The 23,737-nt window shown below is 39.9% G+C and carries 19 protein-coding genes and 2 riboswitches; of the genes, 12 read left to right on the top strand and 7 right to left on the bottom strand.

The window, feature by feature from the left end; all coding sequences use genetic code 11:
- The first annotated feature begins 145 nt into the window (after positions 1-145).
- Positions 146-547 carry a hypothetical protein gene (locus FS458_RS00340; RefSeq protein ID WP_260858201.1) on the top strand — a complete coding sequence of 134 codons (402 nt, stop codon included), beginning with the start codon at positions 146-148 and terminating at the stop codon, positions 545-547.
- A 72-nt stretch (positions 548-619) separates the two neighbouring features.
- Here FS458_RS00340 and FS458_RS00345 read toward each other — a convergent pair whose 3' ends face one another.
- The 4 genes from FS458_RS00345 to FS458_RS00360 all read right to left on the bottom strand — a co-directional run bounded on the left by FS458_RS00345 (position 620) and on the right by FS458_RS00360 (position 4,688).
- The gene (locus FS458_RS00345; RefSeq protein ID WP_144696636.1) at positions 620-1,117 is read right to left on the bottom strand and encodes a C1q-like domain-containing protein; all 498 of its coding nucleotides are present in this window, start codon (positions 1,115-1,117) and stop codon (positions 620-622) included.
- A gap of 200 nt (positions 1,118-1,317) precedes the next feature.
- Positions 1,318-2,496, bottom strand: a complete 1,179-nt coding sequence (locus FS458_RS00350) for an oxalate decarboxylase family bicupin (protein WP_144696638.1) — start codon at positions 2,494-2,496, stop codon at positions 1,318-1,320.
- A gap of 130 nt (positions 2,497-2,626) precedes the next feature.
- The gene (locus FS458_RS00355; RefSeq protein ID WP_144696640.1) at positions 2,627-3,409 is read right to left on the bottom strand and encodes a DUF817 domain-containing protein; all 783 of its coding nucleotides are present in this window, start codon (positions 3,407-3,409) and stop codon (positions 2,627-2,629) included.
- 121 nt (positions 3,410-3,530) lie between these two features.
- On the bottom strand, positions 3,531-4,688 hold the full coding sequence (locus FS458_RS00360) for an acyl-CoA dehydrogenase family protein (protein WP_144696642.1): 1,158 nt from the start codon (positions 4,686-4,688) through the stop codon (positions 3,531-3,533).
- Between the two features lie 285 nt (positions 4,689-4,973).
- A riboswitch (SAM riboswitch) is annotated at positions 4,974-5,084 on the bottom strand.
- Between the two features lie 153 nt (positions 5,085-5,237).
- Positions 5,238-5,339, top strand: a riboswitch (SAM riboswitch).
- A gap of 116 nt (positions 5,340-5,455) precedes the next feature.
- Between FS458_RS00360 and FS458_RS00365 the strand changes: the two genes are divergently transcribed.
- The 3 genes from FS458_RS00365 to FS458_RS00375 all read left to right on the top strand — a co-directional run bounded on the left by FS458_RS00365 (position 5,456) and on the right by FS458_RS00375 (position 7,975).
- Complete coding sequence (locus FS458_RS00365; protein ID WP_144696644.1) at positions 5,456-6,847, top strand: LLM class flavin-dependent oxidoreductase; 1,392 nt, start codon at positions 5,456-5,458, stop codon at positions 6,845-6,847.
- A 32-nt stretch (positions 6,848-6,879) separates the two neighbouring features.
- Positions 6,880-7,689 carry a MetQ/NlpA family ABC transporter substrate-binding protein gene (locus FS458_RS00370; protein ID WP_144696646.1) on the top strand — a complete coding sequence of 270 codons (810 nt, stop codon included), beginning with the start codon at positions 6,880-6,882 and terminating at the stop codon, positions 7,687-7,689.
- Between the two features lie 106 nt (positions 7,690-7,795).
- Positions 7,796-7,975 carry a hypothetical protein gene (locus tag FS458_RS00375; RefSeq protein ID WP_144696648.1) on the top strand — a complete coding sequence of 60 codons (180 nt, stop codon included), beginning with the start codon at positions 7,796-7,798 and terminating at the stop codon, positions 7,973-7,975.
- Positions 7,976-8,661: 686 nt separating this feature from the next.
- Here FS458_RS00375 and FS458_RS00380 read toward each other — a convergent pair.
- Positions 8,662-9,150, bottom strand: a complete 489-nt coding sequence (locus tag FS458_RS00380; RefSeq protein WP_144696650.1) for a GNAT family N-acetyltransferase — start codon at positions 9,148-9,150, stop codon at positions 8,662-8,664.
- A 521-nt stretch (positions 9,151-9,671) separates the two neighbouring features.
- Here FS458_RS00380 and FS458_RS00385 point away from each other — a divergent pair.
- Both FS458_RS00385 and FS458_RS00390 read left to right on the top strand, forming a co-directional pair.
- Positions 9,672-10,616, top strand: a complete 945-nt coding sequence (locus FS458_RS00385) for an AraC family transcriptional regulator (protein ID WP_144696652.1) — start codon at positions 9,672-9,674, stop codon at positions 10,614-10,616.
- 13 nt (positions 10,617-10,629) lie between these two features.
- Positions 10,630-11,010, top strand: a complete 381-nt coding sequence (locus FS458_RS00390) for a DUF1761 domain-containing protein (RefSeq protein WP_144696654.1) — start codon at positions 10,630-10,632, stop codon at positions 11,008-11,010.
- Positions 11,011-11,300: 290 nt separating this feature from the next.
- Here the strand turns inward: FS458_RS00390 and FS458_RS00395 are convergent, their stop codons facing one another.
- The gene (locus FS458_RS00395) at positions 11,301-12,794 is read right to left on the bottom strand and encodes a peptide MFS transporter (protein WP_144696656.1); all 1,494 of its coding nucleotides are present in this window, start codon (positions 12,792-12,794) and stop codon (positions 11,301-11,303) included.
- 323 nt (positions 12,795-13,117) lie between these two features.
- Between FS458_RS00395 and rlmN the strand changes: the two genes are divergently transcribed.
- The 3 genes from rlmN (at position 13,118) to FS458_RS00410 (ending at position 17,533) form a co-directional block, all read left to right on the top strand.
- Positions 13,118-14,197: a 23S rRNA (adenine(2503)-C(2))-methyltransferase RlmN gene (rlmN, locus tag FS458_RS00400; protein WP_144696658.1), complete on the top strand. Its 1,080-nt coding sequence runs from the start codon at positions 13,118-13,120 to the stop codon at positions 14,195-14,197.
- Positions 14,198-15,030: 833 nt separating this feature from the next.
- Positions 15,031-16,983 carry an endonuclease MutS2 gene (locus FS458_RS00405; RefSeq protein ID WP_144696660.1) on the top strand — a complete coding sequence of 651 codons (1,953 nt, stop codon included), beginning with the start codon at positions 15,031-15,033 and terminating at the stop codon, positions 16,981-16,983.
- A gap of 13 nt (positions 16,984-16,996) precedes the next feature.
- Positions 16,997-17,533: a GNAT family N-acetyltransferase gene (locus FS458_RS00410; protein ID WP_144696662.1), complete on the top strand. Its 537-nt coding sequence runs from the start codon at positions 16,997-16,999 to the stop codon at positions 17,531-17,533.
- A 14-nt stretch (positions 17,534-17,547) separates the two neighbouring features.
- On the opposite strand, the gene FS458_RS00415 is transcribed toward FS458_RS00410, so the two are convergent.
- Positions 17,548-19,113 carry a glycosyl hydrolase family 28-related protein gene (locus FS458_RS00415; RefSeq protein ID WP_144696664.1) on the bottom strand — a complete coding sequence of 522 codons (1,566 nt, stop codon included), beginning with the start codon at positions 19,111-19,113 and terminating at the stop codon, positions 17,548-17,550.
- Between the two features lie 390 nt (positions 19,114-19,503).
- Here FS458_RS00415 and FS458_RS00420 point away from each other — a divergent pair, with 390 nt between their 5' ends.
- The 3 genes from FS458_RS00420 to FS458_RS00430 all read left to right on the top strand — a co-directional run bounded on the left by FS458_RS00420 (position 19,504) and on the right by FS458_RS00430 (position 23,709).
- A complete protein-coding gene (locus FS458_RS00420; RefSeq protein ID WP_066399370.1) occupies positions 19,504-20,691 on the top strand; it encodes a ParM/StbA family protein in 1,188 nt (395 codons plus the stop codon).
- A 14-nt stretch (positions 20,692-20,705) separates the two neighbouring features.
- A complete protein-coding gene (locus FS458_RS00425) occupies positions 20,706-21,293 on the top strand; it encodes a hypothetical protein (protein ID WP_144696666.1) in 588 nt (195 codons plus the stop codon).
- Between the two features lie 376 nt (positions 21,294-21,669).
- Positions 21,670-23,709, top strand: coding sequence for a catalase (locus tag FS458_RS00430; RefSeq protein WP_144696668.1), 2,040 nt, complete (start codon positions 21,670-21,672; stop codon positions 23,707-23,709).
- Positions 23,710-23,737 lie beyond the last annotated feature (28 nt).

Genomic DNA, 23,737 nt, shown 5'->3' on the forward strand with positions numbered 1-23,737 from the left:
AAAGAGATAGTTATAGGAAAATTATACCTTATCATTAAAGGTCTACGAGAGGATTTTTAATCAATGTTCCACATGAAACAATAAATAATGGCAGAATTCATGTTAAAGTAAATATATGGAATTAATGTGAGGGCGGGATAATTTAATGAAGAATAATACAATTACAATGCTATTTCTTATATTCCTATTGTTAACAGGGTGTAGAAGAGTAACTCATAATACTGACTTGGAAAAATCCATTCGATCTATTGTAAAAGATAAAAATAAAGTTGAAATAAACATAAAATCTCTAACAAATTTTGATTGGGACAAAGGATATTTATTTCCACCATATACAGCAGAAGAAAGTATGGAGAAACAAATGGGCGTAAATTTTAAAGACCGAAGTAATATTTATAGTAGAGATGACATCTATCTATTAGTTTTTCTTAATAATGACGAGGTTGTGCAGTATGTGGAGATAAATCGTTACCAATCGGATTTTTCCATTGGTGATAATCAATATATATCTCCATCAAGTTCTTCAATAAAAATAAAGAGACCTTGAATGAATACTGCAAAAAAAAGCCCGCAACGAGATTTGTTGCGGTTTTTTTTCGTGTCTGTGCTGGGAATCTACTTAACCTATCTTCGCACCCTCAAACCGAGTGGCGATTGGATTTACTTCTATTTCAATCGTTGCGCCTGATGGGCTCGAAGCGACTACTTGAACTTCATCGCCTCTTCTTAACTCGAGAAGTGATGAAGTAGCGACGATCGCATTTGGAGATGTAATCGTTTCTTGATTTCCTGCGACGATCTCACCATTAACGCGGATGCCAACGAACGCAGAATACGGTGTTCCTGTATAAATTGGCAAAAAGATACTCGCTGTGAACGTATAAATGCCGTTGCTCTTTGGAACAAACGTTGATGTATCTGGATTATATTCGTTATTGCTATCAAAAACTTCTACGGGATAGATCACTTGATTTGGTGTGGAGCCTAAAATAAATTGAAACAGATCTTTAACTGCTTTAAATGCGGAAACTTTTTGGCAAGGCTGAATCTTTCTATGCTTGCACTCACAATCTCGTTTCATATGTGCGTACGGATTTTGATCATAGTGGTCGTACATACAAACTTTCCCTCCTATTTTCACTCTAATCTAGAAACTAGTTCAGAGAATAATCTAATAGATTATTACTAGTAGATTATGCGGACAAGTTGTAAGTGGTGTATATAAATAGTGTAGGGGAAGGTGTTTTACTAGAAAGAATAAAAGAAAGCGATCAGAGAGTCCTAATCGCTGTTAAGGGTGTCGTCGTGTACTTCTAGCTAATCATATTTCACTACGGGCCATTTTTCTTTTCGAAGGGAATTCATGAGTTCAGGACTAGCGTTTACGTTCGTCTGCACGATTTCTTTAGGCGTTAAGGCCATCCATTGGTTTAAGGACACATCTGCAAAACGGTCACTTTTGAACATTTCTAAAAACCATAAACTCTTATTTCCGGTATTCTGCACATAATGCCCAAATGCAAACGGGACATATCCCACATCACCAGCTCTTACGTCAAACGTTCGTGCCGTTCCATTTCCAGCGAATGCGGTCATCCGCCCTTGACCAGCTAAATAATATTGCCACTCATCATTATTCGGATGCCAATGCAACTCTCTCATTCCGCCAGGTTTTATTTCTACTAAAGCGGCAGCAATTCTCTGTGAGATCGGAAAATTAGTAGAGTCAACAATGCGTACGGTACCACCGGGTGTAACGAGCGGTTTCTGGGCCATTAAGCGGTGCGTGAAGCTTAATGGTACCGTTCCATATGGATCAGGTACGGCTTGTGTTTCAATCGGACCGGGAACGGTAGACTGATAAATATAACGTTGTTCAGTCGGAATGTTGGCAAACGCACTCTCCGGTATACCAAAGTTTGCTGAAAGAACTTCTTTCGGTGTATGTGCAAACCAATCTGAAATAGAGAATGTGCTCAGATCGGAAAAGTTCCCATCATCAAATACGAGTAAAAACTCACAGCCTTCTTCAAGCCCTTGAATTGAGTGAGGAATGCCAGGAGGAAAGTACCAAAGATCACCTTCACCCACATCGGCGATAAAATTTCTGCCGTTTTGATCAACCGAGGTAATCCGTGCACGGCCTAAAATCATATAAGCCCATTCCGCTTCTTGGTGCCAATGCAGCTCTCTCACACCGCCTGGGGTAAGACGCATATTCACTCCGGCAAGGGTCTTGGCGACGGGAAGCTCACGAACCGTAATTTCTCTCGACCAGCCCCCAAAATTTAATTGCATATGAGTATCAGAATAGGAAAAGCGCAAATTCGGGACAGTTCCCGCATCTGTTGCAGGAGAAACTAGCATATCCGGATTTTGTATATCACGCATAATGTCGCGAGGTCCTAAGTCGGTAGCACCCGCACCATCACTGCGAATTGGTTGCGGAATCTGCATTGGTCTTCGTTGCTGTTGATCTTTATTGTTCTTATCCATGTGATGAGCTCCTCTCTTATAGAAGGTTCAAACGTCATCTATGTATGCATATGGAGCGGACATCTTGAACATGCAGATTTCTTGAGAAGGAGCCACACAAAGAAAAAACACCTAAAAAGCCTACGGCAGCTTAAAGGTGTTTCGTATGCGTGAAAATCTCATCTTGGTGGCTTTTAATGCGTTTTAACTGTGCCACAATAATAATGCTGATGATGACAAGCAGAAACCAGGAGCTGATCTTACCAATATGAACAAGTGACCAAGCGGCTTCCTGATTTGGATATTGCCAGGCATCAAGAAACGTTGTGATGTTCTCAGCGATCCAGATAAAAAATCCAATCAACAAAAAGGAAAGAAGGATCGGCATTTTATAGACACGCTCGTTGATCGTATAATGAACAACGGTCTTATAAAAGATAGGAAATAAAAGCAGAATCAGAATCCATCTGGCATCAAACAAGTAATGATGGAGAAAAAAGTTAAAATAGATCAGGACACAAATACCGAAAGAAAAGAGAGGATTTGGCCAACCCATAATCTGTAGATCGAGTCTTCTCCAGCTTTGGCAAATATAGCTAGCAACACTTGCATACATAAAACCGCTGTAGAGAGGAACACCGTTGATTTTAGAATAGGCTTCTTCCGGATAGCTCCAGGATCCCATATGAACTTTAAATAGCTCTAGTGCTAGGCCGATCAAGTGAAAGACGCAGATGACTTTTAGTTCATCAATCGTTTCAAGTTTCGTTACGATCATTGCAACCTGTGTGATGAGACAAAGGAGGAGTATGAAATCGTATCGAGGAATGAACGGAATGCTGACGAACTTTGAAAGAGCTAACGCCCCAAAAATGATGACTGGAAAGATGCAAGAAAGTGCTTGTAAATAAGTGAATGTCAGAAGCGCTCTCATGAGCAAACCACCTTTTATCGATTGATATGGAAATATATTGTATCCATAATAACCCATGGTGATTGAAATCTCATCATACAAAAAAATGATGAGTTTAACATGAATCTGTCAGTTGACTTGCTTATTTAAGCGCAGCATCTGCTAAGGAATAGACGATCGCATCATCTGTTGGTGGATTATGAAGGCCAGCTCTCACATCGCGAAAGTGCCGCTGAAGCGGATTTTGTACAGAAAGACTTCGAGCCCCAACGATCCTCATCGCAAGGTCTACGACTCTGTTTGCACTGTTTGTTACAGAATGCTTAACGGCAGCGAGTTCTGTTCCTAAATTGTGACGCTGTTCAGGGTGATTCACCCATTTTTCAGCAACGGCGTGCAGAATCGTCCTGGCTTGGAATAATTCAAGTTCGATCTTGCCAATCTTTCTCCTCACTTCTGGCACGTCTGAGATCGGTCCAGATAAAGTGTTAGGACTATATTCAGATGCAAATTGAATCGCATAATTTCGCGCGGCTCTTGCGATACCTAAGTACACAGCGGGTACTTGCAGATACCAGCCTTTCGGAACAATGTTCTTCCCATCTTCAACAACAAGAAGGTTCTCCTCGGGCACATAAACATCTTTCAAAAGGAGATCGTCACTTTTCGTGCCTCTCATAGAGATGCTGTCCCATGTTTCTTTTACAAAAACCCCTTTTTCACGATGATTCACTAAGAAAAACCCTTTATGGTTAGTTTCAGAAATGGTGGCGGTGATGATCGAGTAATCCAGAGCCTCTGCCATAGAAGTAAAAGCCTTGCTCCCGTTGATCAGCCATCCGTCTGCTTTCTTGACTGCTGTTGTAGTAGGAATACCCCCGCGAGAAGGACTTCCCGTTGCACGCTCTGTTTGTGCCAAGTTGATGAGTGCTTTTTGTTCAACAACCTTCCGACTAAGACCAGCGAACGCATCTCCATTCCAATGACGGTTTTCCGCCGCTTCTAAAAGAGTCCCCAGATGCCAGCCAAGAGAAAGAGCAGTAGGAGCATCTCCCTCGGCTAAATGCTCTTGAATGGTTAAGAACTCAAGTAGATTCAACCCTTTACCGCCATATTCTTTTGGGATGGTAAGAGAAAGAAAGCCAGCATCCTTCAAATCTTGAAAGTTCTCATAAGGAAAAACGCCTTCTTGATCTACAAAATCTGCCCGATTCTTGAAAACTTCTTTTAGTGCTAGTGCGGTATTTATCGCTTCTTCAAAACTATCTTTTTGGATGGTTTTTCTCAAAGGTATGCTCATGGTTCCCTCCTATAGTTTTTTCAGTAAGTTGTTTATGTCTGGATGGTTCTTAAAAACTTCATTGTCTTGTTGGTTGGAGTGTAAGGTGCGAGACTCCTGCGGGACGAGTGGGCAGGTGAGACACTTACCGGTGCGAAGCGCGAAGTGGCTCACCGCACGCCCCGCGGAAAGCGAAGCAACCTGAAACGGAAACCAACCGCCAACAAAGACTGCAAAGGATAAACAAACAAAAAAAGCCCTCTTTCAAAGACGAAAGAGGACGTAGATTCCATGTGCTAACACGCTCTCTCATCTATCAGACATTCAAAAACATCTGCTGGAATTAGCACCTTTCTTTTTACAAAGCGGTTGCTGCAGGATCGTAGGACCAGTTCCTCCCCTGACTCTTGATAAGAAAAATATTTAATTATTAGTCAACACTATAGAGGATAAAGCAAACCACTGTCAACTAAAAACTGATTGTTAAGAAAATTATTTTATTTCTCTAAATTCCATTGACAGGTTATTTTTATTCCTGTATATTTCGTTACTAAATTGAATAGTATCGATTCCTTATCGAGAGAGGTGGAGGGACTGGCCCTTTGAAGCCTCGGCAACAACTATTTTTAGGACTGTGCCAATTCCAGCAGGCGAAAGCTTGAAAGATAAGAGGAAATCTATATACGTATGTTTAATTCACGTATTTTTTAACCTCTTCTCATAGCTGAAGAGGTTTTTTATTTTCTCTTGGAACGGGTACGAAAAAATTGGATACGGAGGAATGTAAGTTGAGTAAAGAAATTTTATTAAACGCGTTCGAGATGACGAGTGCCATGCACAATTCTCATGGCCTTTGGAAGCACCCGGAGAACAAGAGACAAAGAAGTTACAAGGATCTGAACTATTGGATCGAATATGCAAAGCTATTAGAAAGAGGGAAGTTTGACGCGGTGTTCTTTGCAGATGTATTAGGCGTTTATGACGTTTATAAACAAAGCAAGGCACCTTCTATTCAAGATGGACTTCAAGTTCCTTTAAACGATCCAGCACTTCTTGTATCGGCTATGGCGAGCGTAACAGAGAACCTATCTTTTGCTGTTACGGTGAGCACAACGTATGAACAGCCGTTTGGGAACGCGCGCCGCTTTTCTACGCTAGACCATCTAACTAATGGGCGAATCGCTTGGAACGTAGTGACGTCTTATCTGCCAAACGCGGCAAGGAATTTTGGACTGCAGAATATGATTAAGCACGATGAACGATACAACATCGCAGATGAATACCTGGATGTTTCATATAAGCTTTGGGAAAGCAGTTGGGAAGATGGAGCCGTTGTAGAAGACGTTGAGAACAATAAACTGGTGGATCCTGAAAAAGTCCATGAGATCAATCACGAAGGGCAATATTTCAGCGTTGAGGGACCTCACTTAAGCGAGCCTTCGCTGCAGCGTACACCTGTTATCTATCAAGCGGGAACGTCTGAGCGTGGACGAGACTTTGCTGCCAAGCATGCTGAATGTATTTTTGTAGGTGGTCCAACACCAGAGAGAATTCGCTTTTATGCGGACGATATTCGTAAACGCGCTATCAAACACGGTCGAAATCCGGAAAACCTTAAGATTTTCTCTTTCTTAAACGTGGTGGTAGGGAGAACGACTGAAGAGGCGGAGGAAAAATTTAAAGAGTATGCAAGTGTGTGGAGTGCAGATGCTGCAAAAGCGCAGTATGGAGCAAGCGGTTATGATATTGCGGAATATGAAGACTTAGATCCGGAACTTCCATTCTCGTACAATAAATCAACAGAAGGTGGACATTATAAGGCTGCGACGCTCACAACGGATGCTCCTAAACCGTTAACGGTGGGAGAAGTATTAAATCGCTTTGAGTCACCTGACAGAGGTAGTTTTATAGTCGGCAATCCGGAAGAGGTAGCAGATGGGATTCAGAAGCAGTTTGAAGAGTCTGGCGTGGACGGTTTTAACCTTAATCACCTAGTAACACCTGGAGACTTAGAAGCTTTCGTGGAGCTTGTTGTCCCTGTTCTTCAAGAAAGAGGATTATATAAAAAAGAGTACAACAATGGTACGCTTCGTGAAAAATTATTCTCACCTGGGCAACCTTTGCTGCCAAACGATCATCCTGCAGCTAGATTTAGACCGGTGCTAACGGAAAGTAAATAAATAAATAAAGAGTGAGTGAGGAGAGAAAACATATGAAACGATTTAACATATTTTTAACAGCAGCTTTATTAATCGGCGTTTTAGCAGGGTGTGGCGTTTCGGGTGAGAAAGAAAGTAAGAAGATCACGCTCGGCGCAACCGTCCCTTACAGCGACATGCTAGAAAAAGGCGTAAAGCCCTATCTAGAGAAAAAAGGATACAGTGTTGAAGTAAAAGAATTCAATGACTATGTACAACCAAACATCTCTTTAAAGAGCGGTTCATTAGATGCGAATTTGTTTCAGCATAAAGTGTACATGGATGCTTTTTCAGAAGAAAATGATATGAAACTAGCATCAGTGATTACGGTACCTACTGCACCAATCGGTATCTATTCTAAAAAGTTCAAGTCCATAGACGAAATCAAGCCTGGAAGCACGGTTTCACTAGCCAATGATCCTACGAATTTAGCAAGAGGACTTACTGTTTTAAGAGACAATGGACTAATCGAGATCGATTCTTCGGCCAATCCGTTAAAAGTCTCAGAAAAAGATGTGACGAAAAATCCAAAGAACTTGAAGTTCCAGCCTGTTGAAGCCGCTCAAACACCAAGAACGCTAGACTCCGTAGATCTTGCAGCAGTAAACGGAAACTTTGCTCTATCCTCTGGACTAGACTTAAAGGATGCACTTGTAAAAGATAAACTTCCAGAGGAGATCATCAATCGAATTGTCGTGCTAGACAAAGATAAAAATTCACAGCTTGCTAAAGATCTTAAAGCGGCAGTAGAGTCAGACTCATTTAAAAAGGTCATTCAAAGTGATTTTGAAGAGTTTCATAAGCCAGATTGGATGAACAAATAACTTTTAAAAATAAGCATCTTCTTTCATGGAAAAGCTGTACGAAAGCCGTTACCAACTCTCTTAAATGCACATAGAATAGGTTATGTTGACTCAAGGGGGGATTAATATGAGTAACTGCCCGCACTGTGGCCTTTTCCGATACGATTTAAGTGGATGTATCTGTTCTGATAAAGATTTTACTAGTGATTGGAATCAAAGATACATTGAAGAAATCTTCAATCCAAACAACAATCAGGTGAATGGATCGAAGAAGACAAGACGCCCGCAAAATCTCTTAGATCTGTAAGAACAATAAGACTTATTCATTCTTATTATTAACGTTAAAAAGCCGACTTTTTGATTTGTTTCTGCAAATCATGAGTGGGCTTTTAATTTTTTTATGGGACTTTTTTAAAGGTTGCTTTTGGAAGTATTGATCTCCGTTCCAGATACTCGCTTTCCACGGGGCAGGCGGTGAGCCACATTTGTTCGTTTCACTCTTAAGTGTCTCACCTGTCTAGTTGCAGTGGCTAGCCCCTCGAGGTCAAAAGTTAAACGGCCAAGAAGGCAAAGTTCACCTTCATAGTCCATTCACCTTTTGCTTGTCGGGGCTAAACGAGCCACTTACACTTTGAGGACTGCCCGCCTGTCCCGTAGGAGTCTCGCATCTTACACTCCAATCAAAGATTCATGAAGACAAAATTTGAAAGCGCAATGTTTTAAAGAGCATGTCTATCATACATTGGGTTTTTCACTTCCTCCTTCCATGCAAGTTGATTGGAGCGGAAGGTTGCCGACTCCTATGGGACGAGCGGTCAGGTGGAGACTCCTAAGGGCGCGAAGCGGCAGGAGGCTCACCGTTCGCCCCATGGAAAGCGAGCAACCTGGAGCGGAAATCAACTACTTTCAAAGAGCATCAATGAAATAAAATTAGTCTTTGAAATTCAAAAAGCAGACCTCACATAGAAGATCTGCTTAAATATTATCCATCAATTAGCGAAGCGATGGAGGAGTAGCGAGCTTTCTTACGCTTGAATTCGTACGAACACCAGTCGGCGCTGAAAAAGAATTAGTAAGCTCTTTTTGGATAACGATACTAGAACCTAGCTGGCCGTGAACTTTAAAGCCCCAATGTTGAAAAGTCTTTAGAGCATCCGTATTCTCTTCATCAACCGTACCAAATACATTGCGAATACCTTGTTTCATAAGGTGACTCTCGAATACGGGCAGAAATGAAGTTGCGATCCCTTTTCCTTGATGCTTCGTATCTAACACAACATAATCCACAAAAATTGTTGGCCCGATTCTGAATCGATAACATACAAAACCAATGATCGTGTCATTGCTGTCACAGACAATCATGACCTCGTTGGCCATGTTTATAATCATTTCAATCACGTTTTTCCGGACTTGGAAATTACTTACTACCATATCTACTAAAAAAGGATCGTCCTTACCAGGAACCCGTTTGCGAATATACAAATATATTCCCCCTTATATTACTTTACGAAGGGAAGATATAAAGAAATAAATAGAAGATGATTCACTTATAGAAACACTTAGGTTACATCGAACATAACTATTATTTTATTAAAAATCCCCCTTGCTTGTACTATATGTGCTTGTCCTTGAAAGGGTCTGGATACCGTCCTAGTTCTAATGAAAAAGGCGCTATGTAAAAGAATGTTCTAAAAACATATAAAAGCCGAGGAAGATCCCCGGCTTTCAACCTGCTTATGCTACTTCAGGTCTTTTTTTACCTTTTTTTCTTTTCTTAAATCCTAATAGGCTACCGATTAAGCTCACTATAGACCCCCCCTTCTATAAGCGAACTGTCGAGAAAAAGAACAATCACTCTTGTTTTCTTCTCTACTCTATCTTACGCAAGCTTGTCTCAAAGGTTTGGACGATTCTTAAAAATGGATGCTAAAAAAATACATTTACAAATACATACAAAGATTCGTTTATAATTTAAGAACTAGCATGAAAAAGGAGTACGATTTATGAGTGTTGAGCGCGAGCAACGAAAACAGATCTTCAGAGTTTTGGAGTATATTGAAGAGCATGTAGAGGATTCTCTGCCACTAGAGAAATTGGCTGGCATCTCTACTTATTCTCCTTTTCATTTTCAGCGAATTTTTAAAAGTATTGTGGGGGAAACACCAGCTGCTTACGTAAAAAGGTTCCGATTGGAGAACGCTGCACATCGATTGATCTATGAAACGTATATCCCTATTACTCAAGTTGCGATGTTGTGTGGTTTCTCTTCCTTATCGTATTTCACATATTCTTTTCAATCCTATTTCAAGACGAGTCCGAAGAATTGGAGAGAAGGAGCTTATCTAAAGCAATTTCCTCGGGAATATGAAGATAGCAAGAAATCTAAACAAGTTCGCAACCCATCGAAAGAAAAAGAGGGCAATGCTCCTTATAATGAGTTTAAATGGCTAGATTTATCTAAAATAAGAATCGAATCATTTCCAAGCCACACTACAGTGAAAGGCCATCATTTTGGGACGTATACGAGTGGCGTTTCTAAAGCTTGGGAAGAAGTTCATAAATGGTGTGAGTCTAGAAATCTAATCGATTCACATTCGTTGTTTCTTGGGATACCGCGAAACAATCCTTACATCACGCCTCCTGGAAAATGCCGGTATGATTGTCATATTACAATCAGTGAAACAATAGCTGATTCGATCGCGCCTGATGATATTTCTAAGTTTGTTGGTGGAAAGCATGTGGTGTACGAATTTGAGGAGCCTGTTGATTATTCAAAACGCGATCTGATAATTGACTGTTACTCCGAACTGTATAGCTATTGGCTACCAAGAAGCGGATACAAATATTTAAGTAATCCAGTTGAAGTCATACAGATTCAACAGAACAAGAATACGTTACAACGGGAAAGCAAGATTAAAGCGATTGCCCTAGCCATTGAACCAAAATAACAAGGGGGCCATTATGGAAATAAACGGAGTTCTATTAAACATGACAGCAATCATCGGTGGGGGACTTTTATATATGATCTACGGAGGAATCTACTATTCAACGATCCTCGGAAAGAAAAAGGAAAATGGCGAGACGGGACCTTTTAAATACATTTTTTCCGTAATCGTTGCCTTTGTCAGCTCATTTCTTATGTCTTATTTTATCGGTTTAATTGGAGCTAAAAGTGCAGCAGAAGGACTCTTGGTTGGGTTTATCATAGGTATCTTGATTACGATGGTCTATTATAAAAACACACTTTTTGGTCTACTGACAAGGAAGTCTTTTATCATTGCGATCGGAGATCATCTAGTGATTTTCACACTACTTGGATTGTTGCATGGATGGATGAATTAAGGATGAAGAAGCTTAGTTGATAAGCTTCTTTTTTTTTTTGTAAAAGCTTAAATGATAAAGCATGATGTTTATGCTTACAATGGCATCATTGACAAGTTGATTGAAGTGTAAGGTGTGAGACTCCTGGGGGATCAGCGGGACAGGTGAGACTCTTAATAGCGCAAAGCGCTAAGAGGCTCACCGCACGCCCCCCGGAAAGCGAGCACCTGAAACGGAGATCAACTACTTCTAAACAAAAAAACCACTGACATAATGGAGGACCATCACATCAGTGGTTGTAAATTTTAAGATTAACGGATACCTTTCATCTTCTCTTGAATCTTAGGTGAGATGACAAATAGGATAAGTGATAACACAATCGCAGCTCCACCGATCGTACCGAAGTACATCATTTCTGTTTCTGCAGAATAGAACTTAACGATTTGTGCGTTGATCGCTTGTGCAGCTGCACTTGCTAAGAACCATAAGCTCATTGTTTGTGCAGAGAACGCTGCTGGAGCAAGCTTCGTTGTTGCAGAAAGTCCTACTGGAGACAATAGAAGCTCACCGATAACAACGATAAAGTAACTAAGCACTAACCATAATGGACTTACTAGTGAATCCTCTCCTCCAAAGTAAGCAGGAAGAAGAATAACTAAGAAAGATAATCCAGCAAATAACAAGCTTAGTGCAAATTTCTTAGGTACTGACGGTTGACGTGTACCAAGTTTTACCCACATCCATGCGAATAATGGAGCAAGTGTAATGATGAATAAAGGATTTAGAGATTGGAACCAAGCTGGTGAAATCTCAAGTCCTGCAAATGTTAGATCTGTACGCTTGTCCGCATAAGCTGCAAGAATCGTTGAACCTTGTTCTTGAATTGCCCAGAACATAACAGCTGCGATGAATAGCGGGATGTACGCAATAATTCGTGAACGCTCGTCAGATGTCGTTTTTGGACTGCGGTACATAACCACGAAATAGATGGTAGGAATCGCGATACCAAAAATACCAACTAGTGTAATGAATACTTCAAGTGTGAAAATACCTGCTGGAATTGTTGTTCCTAAGATAACAGCTAGTACAACTGCAGAAATACCAACGATGATTGATACTTTCTTCTTCTCAGCTGGAGTTAATGGGTTAGGCACATACGTACCAGCAAGCCCAAGATTCTTTTTCTTCGTCACAGCAAATACGATTAGTCCTAATAACATACCAACTGCTGCGATACCGAAACCTAAGTGGAAACTCTTTTTAGCAACTTCCCCAACGATTAATGGAGATATGAAAGCACCAAGGTTGATCCCCATGTAGAAGATAGAGAAACCTGCATCGCGACGAGTATCGCCAGGAGCATAAATATCACCAACAACACTGGATACGTTAGGTTTAAGCAAACCTGTACCGATAACGATAAAGACCATGGAAATAAACAGCATAGTCAGATCGCCTGGTAATACAGCTAGGACGATATGACCAATCATGATCAAAATACCACCATAGAATAACGCTCTAGATGTACCAAAAACTCTGTCTGCTAACCAACCACCGATTACACCGGACATATATACAAGTGAACCATAAATGGACATGATTGCTAGTGCAGTGGACTCTTCTATCCCTAGACCACCTTTAGAAACTTCATAGTACATGTAGTAAATTAGGATTGCACGCATTCCGTAGTAAGAAAAGCGCTCCCAAAACTCTGTGAAGAAAAGTGTGAATAATCCTTTAGGGTGTCCAAAGAAGCCTTTTTGCGGGACACTATCCACAATTTTCTGTCTATTGATGTCTGACATATGACAACCTCCTCTTAGTACATTAAATATAATACTTTGAAATATTTATTATTGTCAAAAGTTTTCGGCTTATCTATTATTACAGGTTCTTATGCATACGTAAATGGAAATTACACCCTTTATGGGCATAATGGCTTATATCTATGCAAAAATAGAGTATAAAAAGTGTATAAAAGTAGTGCGGAAATTTACTTATGTAGTATGCTCAAAAAAATAAAAAAATTGTAAGGTGCTGGGAAACGGGTTCAACCATTGTGTACATAGTGAAATTTTTAGTACTATAGAAGAATAAGTTTACAGGTAGTGAAAAGAGGTCTTTTTACATGAACAAAAATTCCATTTATGGATTAACGATTGAACAACTTACATCATGGCTTGGGAAGCATGGCTATAAACCGTATCGCGCTTCACAAGTATGGAACTATTTATATAGAGAGCGAGTAACCACGTTTTCGGAAATGGTCGATATCAAAGCAGATTGTATTGAATTATTAACCGAAAATTTTACCATTCAAACGCTTCGGGAGCACGTGAAGCAGGAAGCTTCAGATGGAACGGTGAAATTTCTTTTCAAATTGAATGATGGTAACCTAATCGAAACCGTACTGATGAGACATAAATACGGTTTATCGGTCTGTGTAACAACACAAGTCGGATGCAATATTGGATGCAGCTTTTGTGCAAGTGGTTTGTTAACCAAAACACGAGATCTATCAAGTGGGGAAATCGTAGAGCAAATCATGAACGTTCAGCATCATTTAGACACTGCAGGTGAGGGAGAAAAGGTAAGTCATATCGTTGTAATGGGAATCGGTGAGCCTTTCGATAACTTCCAAAACATGATTGATTTTCTAAAGATCATGATTGATCAAAAAGGGTTAGCAATCGGTTCAAGGCATATTACAGTCTCAACAAGCGGAATCGTGAACAAAATGTACGAGTTTGCAGATGTTAACATCCCAGTAAATCTTGCATTATCCCTTCATGCACCGAACAATGAACTTCGTACAAAAATCATGAAGATCAACCGAGCTTTCCCTGTTGAACAGCTGATGGATGCGATCAACTATTATATCGAGAAAACAAATCGCAGGATTACGATAGAATATATTCTATTAAAAGATGTAAATGATCATGTTGAAGAAGCCGTTGAACTCGCAGCTCTTTTCCAAGATAAAAAGAAAAAAACGTATATCAATCTGATCCCATATAACCCAGTTGATGAGCACAGCCAGTATCAGCGAAGTGACCAAGAATCGGTTCTAGCGTTTTACGATACGCTCAAGAAGAACGGCATCAACTGTAAGATCCGCCAAGAGCATGGTACAGATATCGATGCAGCTTGCGGTCAGTTGAGAAGTAAACAGATCAAGAAGGATAAAGATCAATCGATTAAGTCTTAATGGAAGGCTGTTTACTCCTAAAAGTGCGTGGTGAATGGAAGTGGACAGTAAAAATGGCCAAGTAGACAGTAAACGTGTAAAAGTGGACAGTATTTCATCGAAAGTGGACAGTAAAACTCAAAAAGTGGACAGTATTTTCTAAAAAGTCGACAGTAAGCACACTTTGAGGTGTTTGCACGCTACCCATATGCATGTCTACGCCATTAAAACTGCTCCTATGTAGAGGTAGTTTTGTTGATGGTGACGGTAATCTGTCTGATTCTAAGATTAATCTGTCCAATTGGCCACATAATCTGTCCAATCTGCACCGTAATCTGTCCATTTCAGCAAATAATCTGTCCAATTATATATTTCAAAAGCAGCATTGAATTCGAAAACAGCCTAATGAAAAGAGACCGGTTTTTTTAACTGGTCTCTTTTTATTAAGTTGACAACTGTAAAACAATTACATATGATGATGGTAATTCAATGGAAGGGATGGTGTGTTTGTGAGCGTTGTCGTTCTTAACTAAAACAATTTGGATATCGGTCTACAAAAGAAAAATGAAACGGCATGTCCGGTTTATTTGTTATGTCTTTTGTTTGCCACCAATAGTTAAGAACAGCGGTCAGATACAAGCCATCATACTCAACCCCTTGATGCTGCGGACTCTTCTTATGAGCCGATTTTTTTATGCATTTTTTAGGGTGAAGTCTATCTATGAGGCAGAAATGACATGTTCATTTCTGTCTTTTTTTTATTGGCAGTTCCTGGCCTCTGTTAAGAGGAGGGATAATAAACAATTCTTTAAGATAACTTGTTTTTGCTATTAAAAATTTTGGAGGTAGTTCCATTGAATACACAAACTATAAACATGCTTGAATATAACAAAATTAAAGAACAACTTGCATCTCATGCATTAAATAAAGCTACAAAAGAACAAATAGAAAAACTTAAACCTTCTTCAAACCTGTCTGTGATTCAATCATGGATGCTCGATACGACGGAAGCAAAACGCATTTTAGAGAAGAGTGCGAGTGTTCCGATCGCTAATTTAAACGGTTTGGAGCAAGTTCTAGAGATACCGAAAAAGGGATTAAATCTATCTCCCGAACAACTCACATTAATATTCGGACTTCTAGAAAACGTGAGCCGGATGCAGCGATTCATGAGAGACAAAACTTCTGTAGGACCCGGCGTCTCTTCTTATGCGTACTCTATGTTTGACCTAAGTGATTTAAAAGAGGAGATCTATCGTTGTATTCGTAACGGTGGAGTAGATGATCATGCTAGCAAAGCTTTGTTAAAGGTAAGAAAAAAGATTACCGTTGTTGAAGAAAGAATTAAGTCTAAGCTCGATAACATGATGAAGTCTTCGGTTTACCGTGATATGCTGCAAGATCAGATCGTTTCCATGAGAGATGGTCGTTATGTTATTCCGGTTAAGAGCAAATACAAGCGTAATATTGACGGTCAAGTACTTGATAGTTCCTCAAGTGGCGCTACCGTGTATATAGAACCACATGATATTCGTAAACTTCAAACCGAAATCAGTATGCTTAGAGCAGAAGAGGAGATCGAGATCTCTATGATTCTAGGCGTGCTGACAGGTATGGTTGCGAGTTACGAAAGGGAATTGCATATTACGATTGAAGCGATGATTCATTACGATTTTATCTTTGCAAAAGCGAAGTATAGCAGAGTGCTAGATGCGAAATCAGTAGCCTTAAATCAAGAGAATGTGATAAGCATCATTAACGGCAAACATCCGTTGATCGTTGAAAAATGTGTTCCATTGCATTTTAATCTTGGCAAAAGCTATCAGTCACTCATCATTACAGGACCTAATACGGGTGGAAAGACGGTAGCTATTAAAACAGTAGGTCTATTAACCTTAATGGTTCAAACAGGGCTACATGTACCTGTTGATGAAGGAAGTGAATTTGCCGTATTCAGAGACGTTTTTGTTGATATTGGAGATGGGCAAAGTATCGAACAATCTTTAAGTACGTTTTCTTCCCATATGACAACGATCATCTCTATTTTAAAAGATGCAGGACCACAGGATTTGGTCATTTTAGATGAACTAGGTGCAGGAACGGATCCTTCTGAAGGAATGGGGCTTGCCGTTGCTATCCTTGAGAGATTGTACAGCAAAGGAAGTATGATTTTAGCAACCACTCATTATAGTGAAATAAAAGAATTTGCTTCCGTTACACCTGGATTTGAAAACGGATCGATGGATTTTAATCTTGAGACGCTTCAACCTACGTATTCATTAATCATCGGTAAAGCAGGTAAGAGTCAGGCTTTCTCAATCGCAAAGAAATTAGGAATGGACGATGAAATTATCCACCGTGCACAACTCGTCTCAGGAAAAGAAGGTTATCCACATGTGGATAACGATGATGTTTCAATGTTTTCCACAGATGATTTTCAAAAACTTGAGAACTTACGTGATAAAGCTCAGTCGAAAGTAAAGAAACAAGAGGAGAAACCCCGAATAACGGAAGAGCAATTAGGAGAAGTTTTTCATATTGGTGATCGTGTATTCGTTTCAAGTCTAAAAGCCGCAGGTATTGTTTACAAGCTAGAGAATGATCATGGAGAATTAGGTGTATTGGTTGGAGAAAGTAAGCATATCATTCATAAAAAGCGTTTAAAACTTCATATTGAGAGTAAAATGCTGTATCCAGACAATTATGATATGGACATTGTATTTGAATCAAAAGAAAATAGAAAAAAGAACAATTCCATGATAAAGCGTCATGTTGAAGGTCTTTCTATCGAGAGGGAAGATCACTAAGTGAGGGAGCAAAATGAAGAACCTTGTCACGTGTAAAGTAGTTGGCGTTATTGAACTAACGGATGATTTCTTAAAGGAATTCAACCGATTTCAAGAAACAAAACAAGTATGGTATGTAGAAGATAAATCCCACAAAGTGAAGGATGATTATTTTATTGATGACTGGTCGCCGGAAAGGAAGGTTCAGGTCATTGAAGAGTTAAGAAGATGTGTAAGCAGCGGTGGAGTAGTTGTTGCAGCATGGAAACAGAAGCAGTTAGTAGGGTTTGCGAATATAGAAAGTGAACGCTTTGGATCCGAAGCACAGTATGTAGAGCTGCCATACCTACATGTCTCAAATGAGGTGCGGGGTATGGGGATAGGGAAGAAGCTTTTTTCTCTTTGCTGCCAAGAAGCGAAGAGGCTAGGCGGTAAGAAACTCTATATTGCAGCGCATCCGTCTATTGAATCACAATCGTTTTATCGCGCTGTAGGGTGTTCACCAGCAGAAGAAGTGAATGAGCGTATCTTTAAAAGAGAACCTTTAGACATTCAACTTGAAATAACGTAAAGGGAAAGAGACATCTACGTACTGCTAGATGTCTCTTTTTCAATAACGACCTCTTCAGCCAGTGCTTGCTCGATGTCTGAAGCAATATCTATCACTTTTGTAAAAAAATGATCGCAGCGAATGCCTTTCAATGTTACATCATTGGGGCGATGAGGTCCTCCGTATACTTTTACAGCAGGTCCAGAGGTTGTAAAATCTTTTACGACAACATCGTTCAGAACTATGTTGTGAGCACGATATTGAATGGCAATCACCGGATTACCTTCATAGTTATATGTGCGATCACCTAGGACGGTTAAACCATTAATCACAACATGATTATAACCTGATACCACGAGGCCACGAGGAGTTGAATCTTTATAGAGCTCTGTAAAAATAGGCGCGATGCTAAACAGATTAGTTGCTGAGATATGATGAGCTGTTTTCGATTCAGGATCTATATCCTTATGATGGCCGATATGACGAAAATTGTAGGATCGGTTATCATTTACAGATAAATGACCATAGATGTGTACATTTGTAGCGGCAGAAGCGTTATGATGTGCTTTAATCTCAACGCCTCCAAAGCAGCGTGCTGTTGAGTTGTTCAGAAGCCAAACATTATGAGAACCGTCATCGATTTCAATGCCATTAGAGTTCGAGAATCCTTTCTTATGGGACCTTCCGCTTGGATCACACATATGGGAATTCGAAATAAATATATACTCACTGTGGTGTGTGGTAATACCATCATCACCAAAGCCGTAGCCATTGAGATTGTCTAACCAGATGTATTTACTTCCTCTTCTTGAACGAGTACCGTCCCCGAGGTAAGTATATAGCGAAGAAGACACATCAAACCCGTGCAACCCTGGATTAATAGCTTCTAGATCAAACATCCAGCCATAAGTGACATTAGCGAAGGTTAAACAGCTTGATCGATTGTTTCCTGCACTCGTTTTTTCTTCGGAACCTAGCCGTTCTAAGTTCCAATCGAGTGTCATTCCTTTTACAGCTATGTTTCGATTACCTTTAAAATGGTTCTTATTTGTGATCAGCCATTCTGCTTTAGGACAATCATCATGCAGTTGTAGGGTCGTTTTACGTTTTCCTTCCCCTAAAAGAATCGTCCACGAAGGCAATTTGATGCCTTTTGTTATGAATTTTCCTGCTGGAATACGTACAATGACTCTTCCTTTTCCGATTGCTTTTTTAAAAGCCTCTGTATTATCGGTTATTCCGTCCCCAACAGCTCCATAGTCTAATACGTTTACTTCCTCTTTTATATAACGATAAAGCATCTCGTACTGCTCATTTAACTTCGAGATCCATCTTGGATAGATATGTTCTTGTTCATCTTTATCCCAATCAGTTGTATCGACGTCTTTGTAGCGAGCCTTTTTTATTACCAAACTTTTTGTTGCATATTTGAACCATTCTAAAGAATTTCTGCTACGTTTCTTATATTTTTTTAATGAGTCTTTGAATAGATTCTCTGAAGTATTTAAATTAATAGATTCTGTACGAGCATACTTTCTTCTCATTTGTGCGATTAAGTTTTTATTAGTGAGTGGATCATGATGTTTATTAAGTGAAATCATTAAACGATCACCTCGGCTTTAAATAAATAGATTATAATTCATGATTTCCCTATCTCAAATATAATAATCAGCATGTTAAAGGAGTGGGGGAGAGGTATTTTGACAACCTAATTTTGGATGTAAACAAATACGTTTGCAAGTTTACAAATACGTTTGCATTTGTTTGCTTATATGTTTGCAAGTTTACAAAACTGTTTACTTGTTGGTGTATAAGGGTTTGTCCCATATTAAGCGGTTTGTTTGCAACTATGTTTACAAGTTTACAGAAAATGTTTGCGTGTTTACAAATGTATTAAAAAGAAAAATAGGCATTGTTTAATTTCAATTAACCCTCTAATCTATTTATATAGCAACAAAATAAAGATTTGAAAAAAGAAAGGATGTACGCCCATGAGTAATTCTAGAATTGCTGCAGTTGATGTAGGTAACGATTCACTAAAAGGAATTTTCGGTACATTAGAACATGAATTAAACATCCCTAACGTAATTGCTAGAGATATTGAGGATCGTCCTGTAATCGGGATTGAGGAGTTAGACAGCAAAGATCCTTTAGAAGGCATACATATTAGAGTTCACTCCCCTGCCCTAAAAGAAAACAATGTCATTTATCGTGTAGGTCAGCTTGCTGCTAAGAGCGATAACTCTACTGAATTAGATCCAGGAAGCAGTAAATCAGAAGAAGATCAAACATTGATCATGCTTTTTGCAGCATTAGCTCTTGATGCTGTAAATGAAGATAATGCTAAAACATTTACAAAAAATAACAATGTGATTGATACAAGCTATATTTTAGGTACAGGCCTTCCTCTTCGCGAAGTGAAGGAAGGTAAGGATGCTGGATATCGATCAAAATTACTAGGTTCTGTTCACCAAGTAGAATTCTTAGTAACGCCTAAGTATCAAGGAATTAAAGTAAACTTAAAGTTTGAAGAAGTGAAAGTGTATCCTGAAGGTTTTGCTGCTTTTATTAACCTTGTTATGGATAACGATTTAAACATTACTAATAAAGATCTGATCGACAAGCCTATACTGATTCAAGATATCGGCGGACTGTCTACAGATATCGCAGTTATTAAAAATAGAAACGTTGATGATGATAAAGCTCAAGGATTTAACCTTGGTGTTTCTGAAGCGCTAGAACAAATTAGAGAAGAAATCCGCTCTAAACATGGCGTGGAATTAGACAGCCGACGTGATGTAGTAGATATCATTACGAAAAAGACGAACCGCAACCACATCATGGTTCGTGGTAGCCGTACGAGTGTTCATGACATCACGGACCGCATTTTAGTAGACCTGGCGAAAAAGCAATACCGTCTTCTTCGCAACGTTTGGCAAAAGAATTCGCAAACTGAAATCTGCTATTTTGTAGGTGGAGGATCTGCGGTACTTAAAGATTATATCAAGACGTTAAACAATAACCTGGATGGCTACAACATCGACTTTTTTGAAGATGAAAAAGAAAGCATCTGGATGATGGCAAACGCTTATTATAAGCTGATCTCTGATCACTTAAGAAGAACTGCGCCTAAAGAGAAAAAGAGCGAGGATAAAGACAAAAAAGCCGTTAAAGCTTAAGCAAGGGTGATGAAATGGACAAAAAAGCATCCAATGAGATTACAAGAGGTAAAACGATTGCTTTTCGTATCCCCTCTGACACCCCAGATCACGTCATCAAGCAGCTTCAAAAGCTAAAAGAGACGGAGAGGCGCAATTTTTCGAGCAAGATCTCAGAGTATGTTCTTCAAGGTGTTGGACAAGACATCCAAAGAGATCGAGAGACGATTACGATACCGTTGCCGAAAAATTTAAGTAAGATGCAGCGTGATTGGTTAAAGCATGAACATTCAGAAGCCTTGTTAGGCAATATATTGTATCAGCTCATATCCAATCCTGTAAGAACAGCATCTTTACTGGCGGCTTTAAACAGCAACGCAACCGATATTGATCAGGCTCTATATCTACAGGAAGACATACAGCGCGAAGAGGATTCATTGGATCAGTACGAAAATCCAGTTGAGACCGAACAATCAACCGATGGCTTTGACGATGATGATCTAAGTCAATTCGATTGGAACAGTGCAAAGCGAGATGAGCCTGAAGAAAAAGAAGAAACACAAAATCCAGAGCAGGAAATGGAAGATCTGCTTGGGGATTTTCTGGCACATATGAATAAGTAACTAGAAAGCGCAGCTGAATCCTCAGCTGCGTTTTTTTTATAAAAGTGAGCTTTCATGCTACGGGGTATGTAAGAGAAATTAAGATGCATAATTTGTCGAGGATTGTAAACTTGCGGATAAACCATTAAAACTTTTGGATTGAGCAACTAATCTCGTGGATAAACAGCCGAAATTTCTGAATTGCGTTCCAAAACTTCTGGATTGAACGAGTTGAATACCCATATAGGTATATGTAACGTTCAGTTTCGGTACACGAAACAGTAACTATTTTGATTTTAAAGGAGAAGAACTTTTATAAAATATCAGTTTGTTTCCAACACAGGTAGGGAAAGGTCTCTTTGTGATGTGAAAATACATAATGGAGAGGATTAGTTATATGAGCGATCAGAACAAAGTGAACGGCAACAGCAAGAATGAACAGCTGGAACAGTATCGTGCAGATGACAAAGGCAAAAAGTTAACGACCAATCAAGGGTTAAAAGTTGCTGAAGACGAATTCTCGCTAAAAGCGGGAGAACGTGGTCCAACACTTATGGAAGATTTTCATTTTCGGGAAAAAATGACTCACTTTGATCATGAACGAATTCCTGAGCGTATCGTACATGCTCGTGGATTCGCAGCTCATGGTGAGTTTGAATTATATGAGTCTTTAGGAGAATTTACTAAAGCGAATTTTTTAAATGATATCTCTAAAAAAACACCTACGTTCGTCCGTTTTTCAACCGTAGCAGGTTCACGTGGATCCGCTGAAACGGTGCGTGACGCGCGCGGTTTTGCAACGAAATTTTATACGGAAGAAGGAAACTACGATCTTGTTGGAAACAACATTCCGGTTTTCTTCATTCAAGATGCAATCAAGTTTCCCGATCTCGTTCATGCGTTAAAACCTGAGCCTCATAACGAGATGCCGCAAGCAGCAAGCGCTCATGATACGTTTTGGGACTTTGTAGCCAACAACCAAGAGTCGGCGCATATGGTGATGTGGGCGATGTCTGACCGAGCGATTCCACGTAGCTTTCGTATGATGGAAGGGTTCGGCGTTCATACGTTCAGACTTGTGAACGACGAAGGTAAAGCGCATTTTGTAAAATTTCACTGGAAGCCAGTCTTAGGAACACATTCACTCGTGTGGGATGAAGCACAAAAAATTTCCGGGAAAGATCCGGATTTCCACCGAAGAGATCTTTGGGAGTCAATTGAAAATGGGGATTACCCAGAATATGAACTAGGATTACAAATCATTGCGGAAGAAGATGAATTTAACTTTGATTTTGATATTCTAGATCCGACGAAATTGTGGCCAGAAGAGGATGTGCCGGTAAAAATTGTCGGCAAGATGACGTTGAACCGTAACGTGGATAATGTTTTTGCCGAAACAGAGCAAGTAGCGTTCCATCCGGGACATGTTGTACCTGGAATTGATTTTTCTAACGATCCACTTTTACAAGGACGCTTGTTCTCCTATACAGATACACAACTTTCTCGTCTTGGAGGACCAAACTTTCATGAACTTCCGATCAATCGACCTGTTTGTCCGTTTCATAACAATCAGCGTGACGGAATTTCACGACATACGATTAACAGAGGGCAAGTGAGCTATCACAAGAATTCACTTGCAGCGAATACGCCGTCACCTACTCCAGAAGCAGATGGCGGATATGTTCATTATCAAGAAAAAGTAGACGGAAGAAAAATCAGAGGCAGAAGCGAGAGCTTTAAAGATCATTTCTCTCAAGCCACTCTATTCTGGAACAGTATGAGCGAGCCGGAAAAACAGCATCTAAAGAACGCTTTTAGTTTTGAGCTGGGTAAAGTGAAGAGCAAATCTGTACAACAACAAGTCGTAGATATGTTTGGCAACGTGAGCCTAGAGCTTGCGACTGCTTTTGCAGAAGCGATCGATGCGGTACCTCCTCAAGGAGAAGAGTCTTCCGTTACGAAGTCTTCACCAGCGCTTAGCCAGCTAAATACGGTTAAAAGCCCTAAAACAAGAAAAGTAGGGGTAATTGTTGGGTCTACTGTGAGTGGTGAAGTGGCAGAGATTTTGCAATCGTTAAAAGACAGTGGTATTCAGGGTGAATGTATCAGCGATAAGTTAGGTAAGCGCACAGCGGCTGATGGATCAGAACTAGAGATCATGCATACGTTCTTGACGGCAACGTCGGTTATCTTTGATGCGATCTACGTAATAGGTGGAAGTAATGATGCTGCGTTTAAGAAAAATGCTCTGCACTTCGTTAATGAAGCCTTTGCGCACTTTAAACCGATTGGTGGTACTCATGAAGGTCAGCAGTGGCTGAATGAAGCAGAACTGACCGGACAGCCTGGTGTTGTTAGTGGAGATGGAAAAGACGATTTCGTACAGAACTTTACGGAAGCTATTTCTGTTCATCGCCATTGGAACCGTCAACTATAAGGATGAAAGAACAGTGAGCCTAAGGTTC

The sequence above is a fragment of the Fictibacillus phosphorivorans genome (genome assembly GCF_007673525.1).
GTDB classification, from domain to species: Bacteria; Bacillota; Bacilli; order Bacillales; family Fictibacillaceae; genus Fictibacillus; species Fictibacillus phosphorivorans_C.

What these genes read in the sequence shown, in the direction of transcription:
- FS458_RS00430 (WP_144696668.1), top strand. Translation starts at nt 21,670, where the DNA reads ATGAGCGATCAGAACAAAGTGAACGGCAACAGCAAGAATGAACAGCTG.
- FS458_RS00375 (WP_144696648.1), top strand. Translation starts at nt 7,796, where the DNA reads ATGAGTAACTGCCCGCACTGTGGCCTTTTCCGATACGATTTAAGTGGA.
- FS458_RS00360 (WP_144696642.1), bottom strand. Translation starts at nt 4,688, where the DNA reads ATGAGCATACCTTTGAGAAAAACCATCCAAAAAGATAGTTTTGAAGAA.
- FS458_RS00395 (WP_144696656.1), bottom strand. Translation starts at nt 12,794, where the DNA reads ATGTCAGACATCAATAGACAGAAAATTGTGGATAGTGTCCCGCAAAAA.
- FS458_RS00370 (WP_144696646.1), top strand. Translation starts at nt 6,880, where the DNA reads ATGAAACGATTTAACATATTTTTAACAGCAGCTTTATTAATCGGCGTT.
- FS458_RS00345 (WP_144696636.1), bottom strand. Translation starts at nt 1,117, where the DNA reads ATGTACGACCACTATGATCAAAATCCGTACGCACATATGAAACGAGAT.
- rlmN (WP_144696658.1), top strand. Translation starts at nt 13,118, where the DNA reads ATGAACAAAAATTCCATTTATGGATTAACGATTGAACAACTTACATCA.
- FS458_RS00425 (WP_144696666.1), top strand. Translation starts at nt 20,706, where the DNA reads ATGGACAAAAAAGCATCCAATGAGATTACAAGAGGTAAAACGATTGCT.
- FS458_RS00355 (WP_144696640.1), bottom strand. Translation starts at nt 3,409, where the DNA reads ATGAGAGCGCTTCTGACATTCACTTATTTACAAGCACTTTCTTGCATC.
- FS458_RS00340 (WP_260858201.1), top strand. Translation starts at nt 146, where the DNA reads ATGAAGAATAATACAATTACAATGCTATTTCTTATATTCCTATTGTTA.
- FS458_RS00420 (WP_066399370.1), top strand. Translation starts at nt 19,504, where the DNA reads ATGAGTAATTCTAGAATTGCTGCAGTTGATGTAGGTAACGATTCACTA.
- FS458_RS00350 (WP_144696638.1), bottom strand. Translation starts at nt 2,496, where the DNA reads ATGGATAAGAACAATAAAGATCAACAGCAACGAAGACCAATGCAGATT.
- FS458_RS00410 (WP_144696662.1), top strand. Translation starts at nt 16,997, where the DNA reads ATGAAGAACCTTGTCACGTGTAAAGTAGTTGGCGTTATTGAACTAACG.
- FS458_RS00390 (WP_144696654.1), top strand. Translation starts at nt 10,630, where the DNA reads ATGGAAATAAACGGAGTTCTATTAAACATGACAGCAATCATCGGTGGG.
- FS458_RS00415 (WP_144696664.1), bottom strand. Translation starts at nt 19,113, where the DNA reads ATGATTTCACTTAATAAACATCATGATCCACTCACTAATAAAAACTTA.
- FS458_RS00385 (WP_144696652.1), top strand. Translation starts at nt 9,672, where the DNA reads ATGAGTGTTGAGCGCGAGCAACGAAAACAGATCTTCAGAGTTTTGGAG.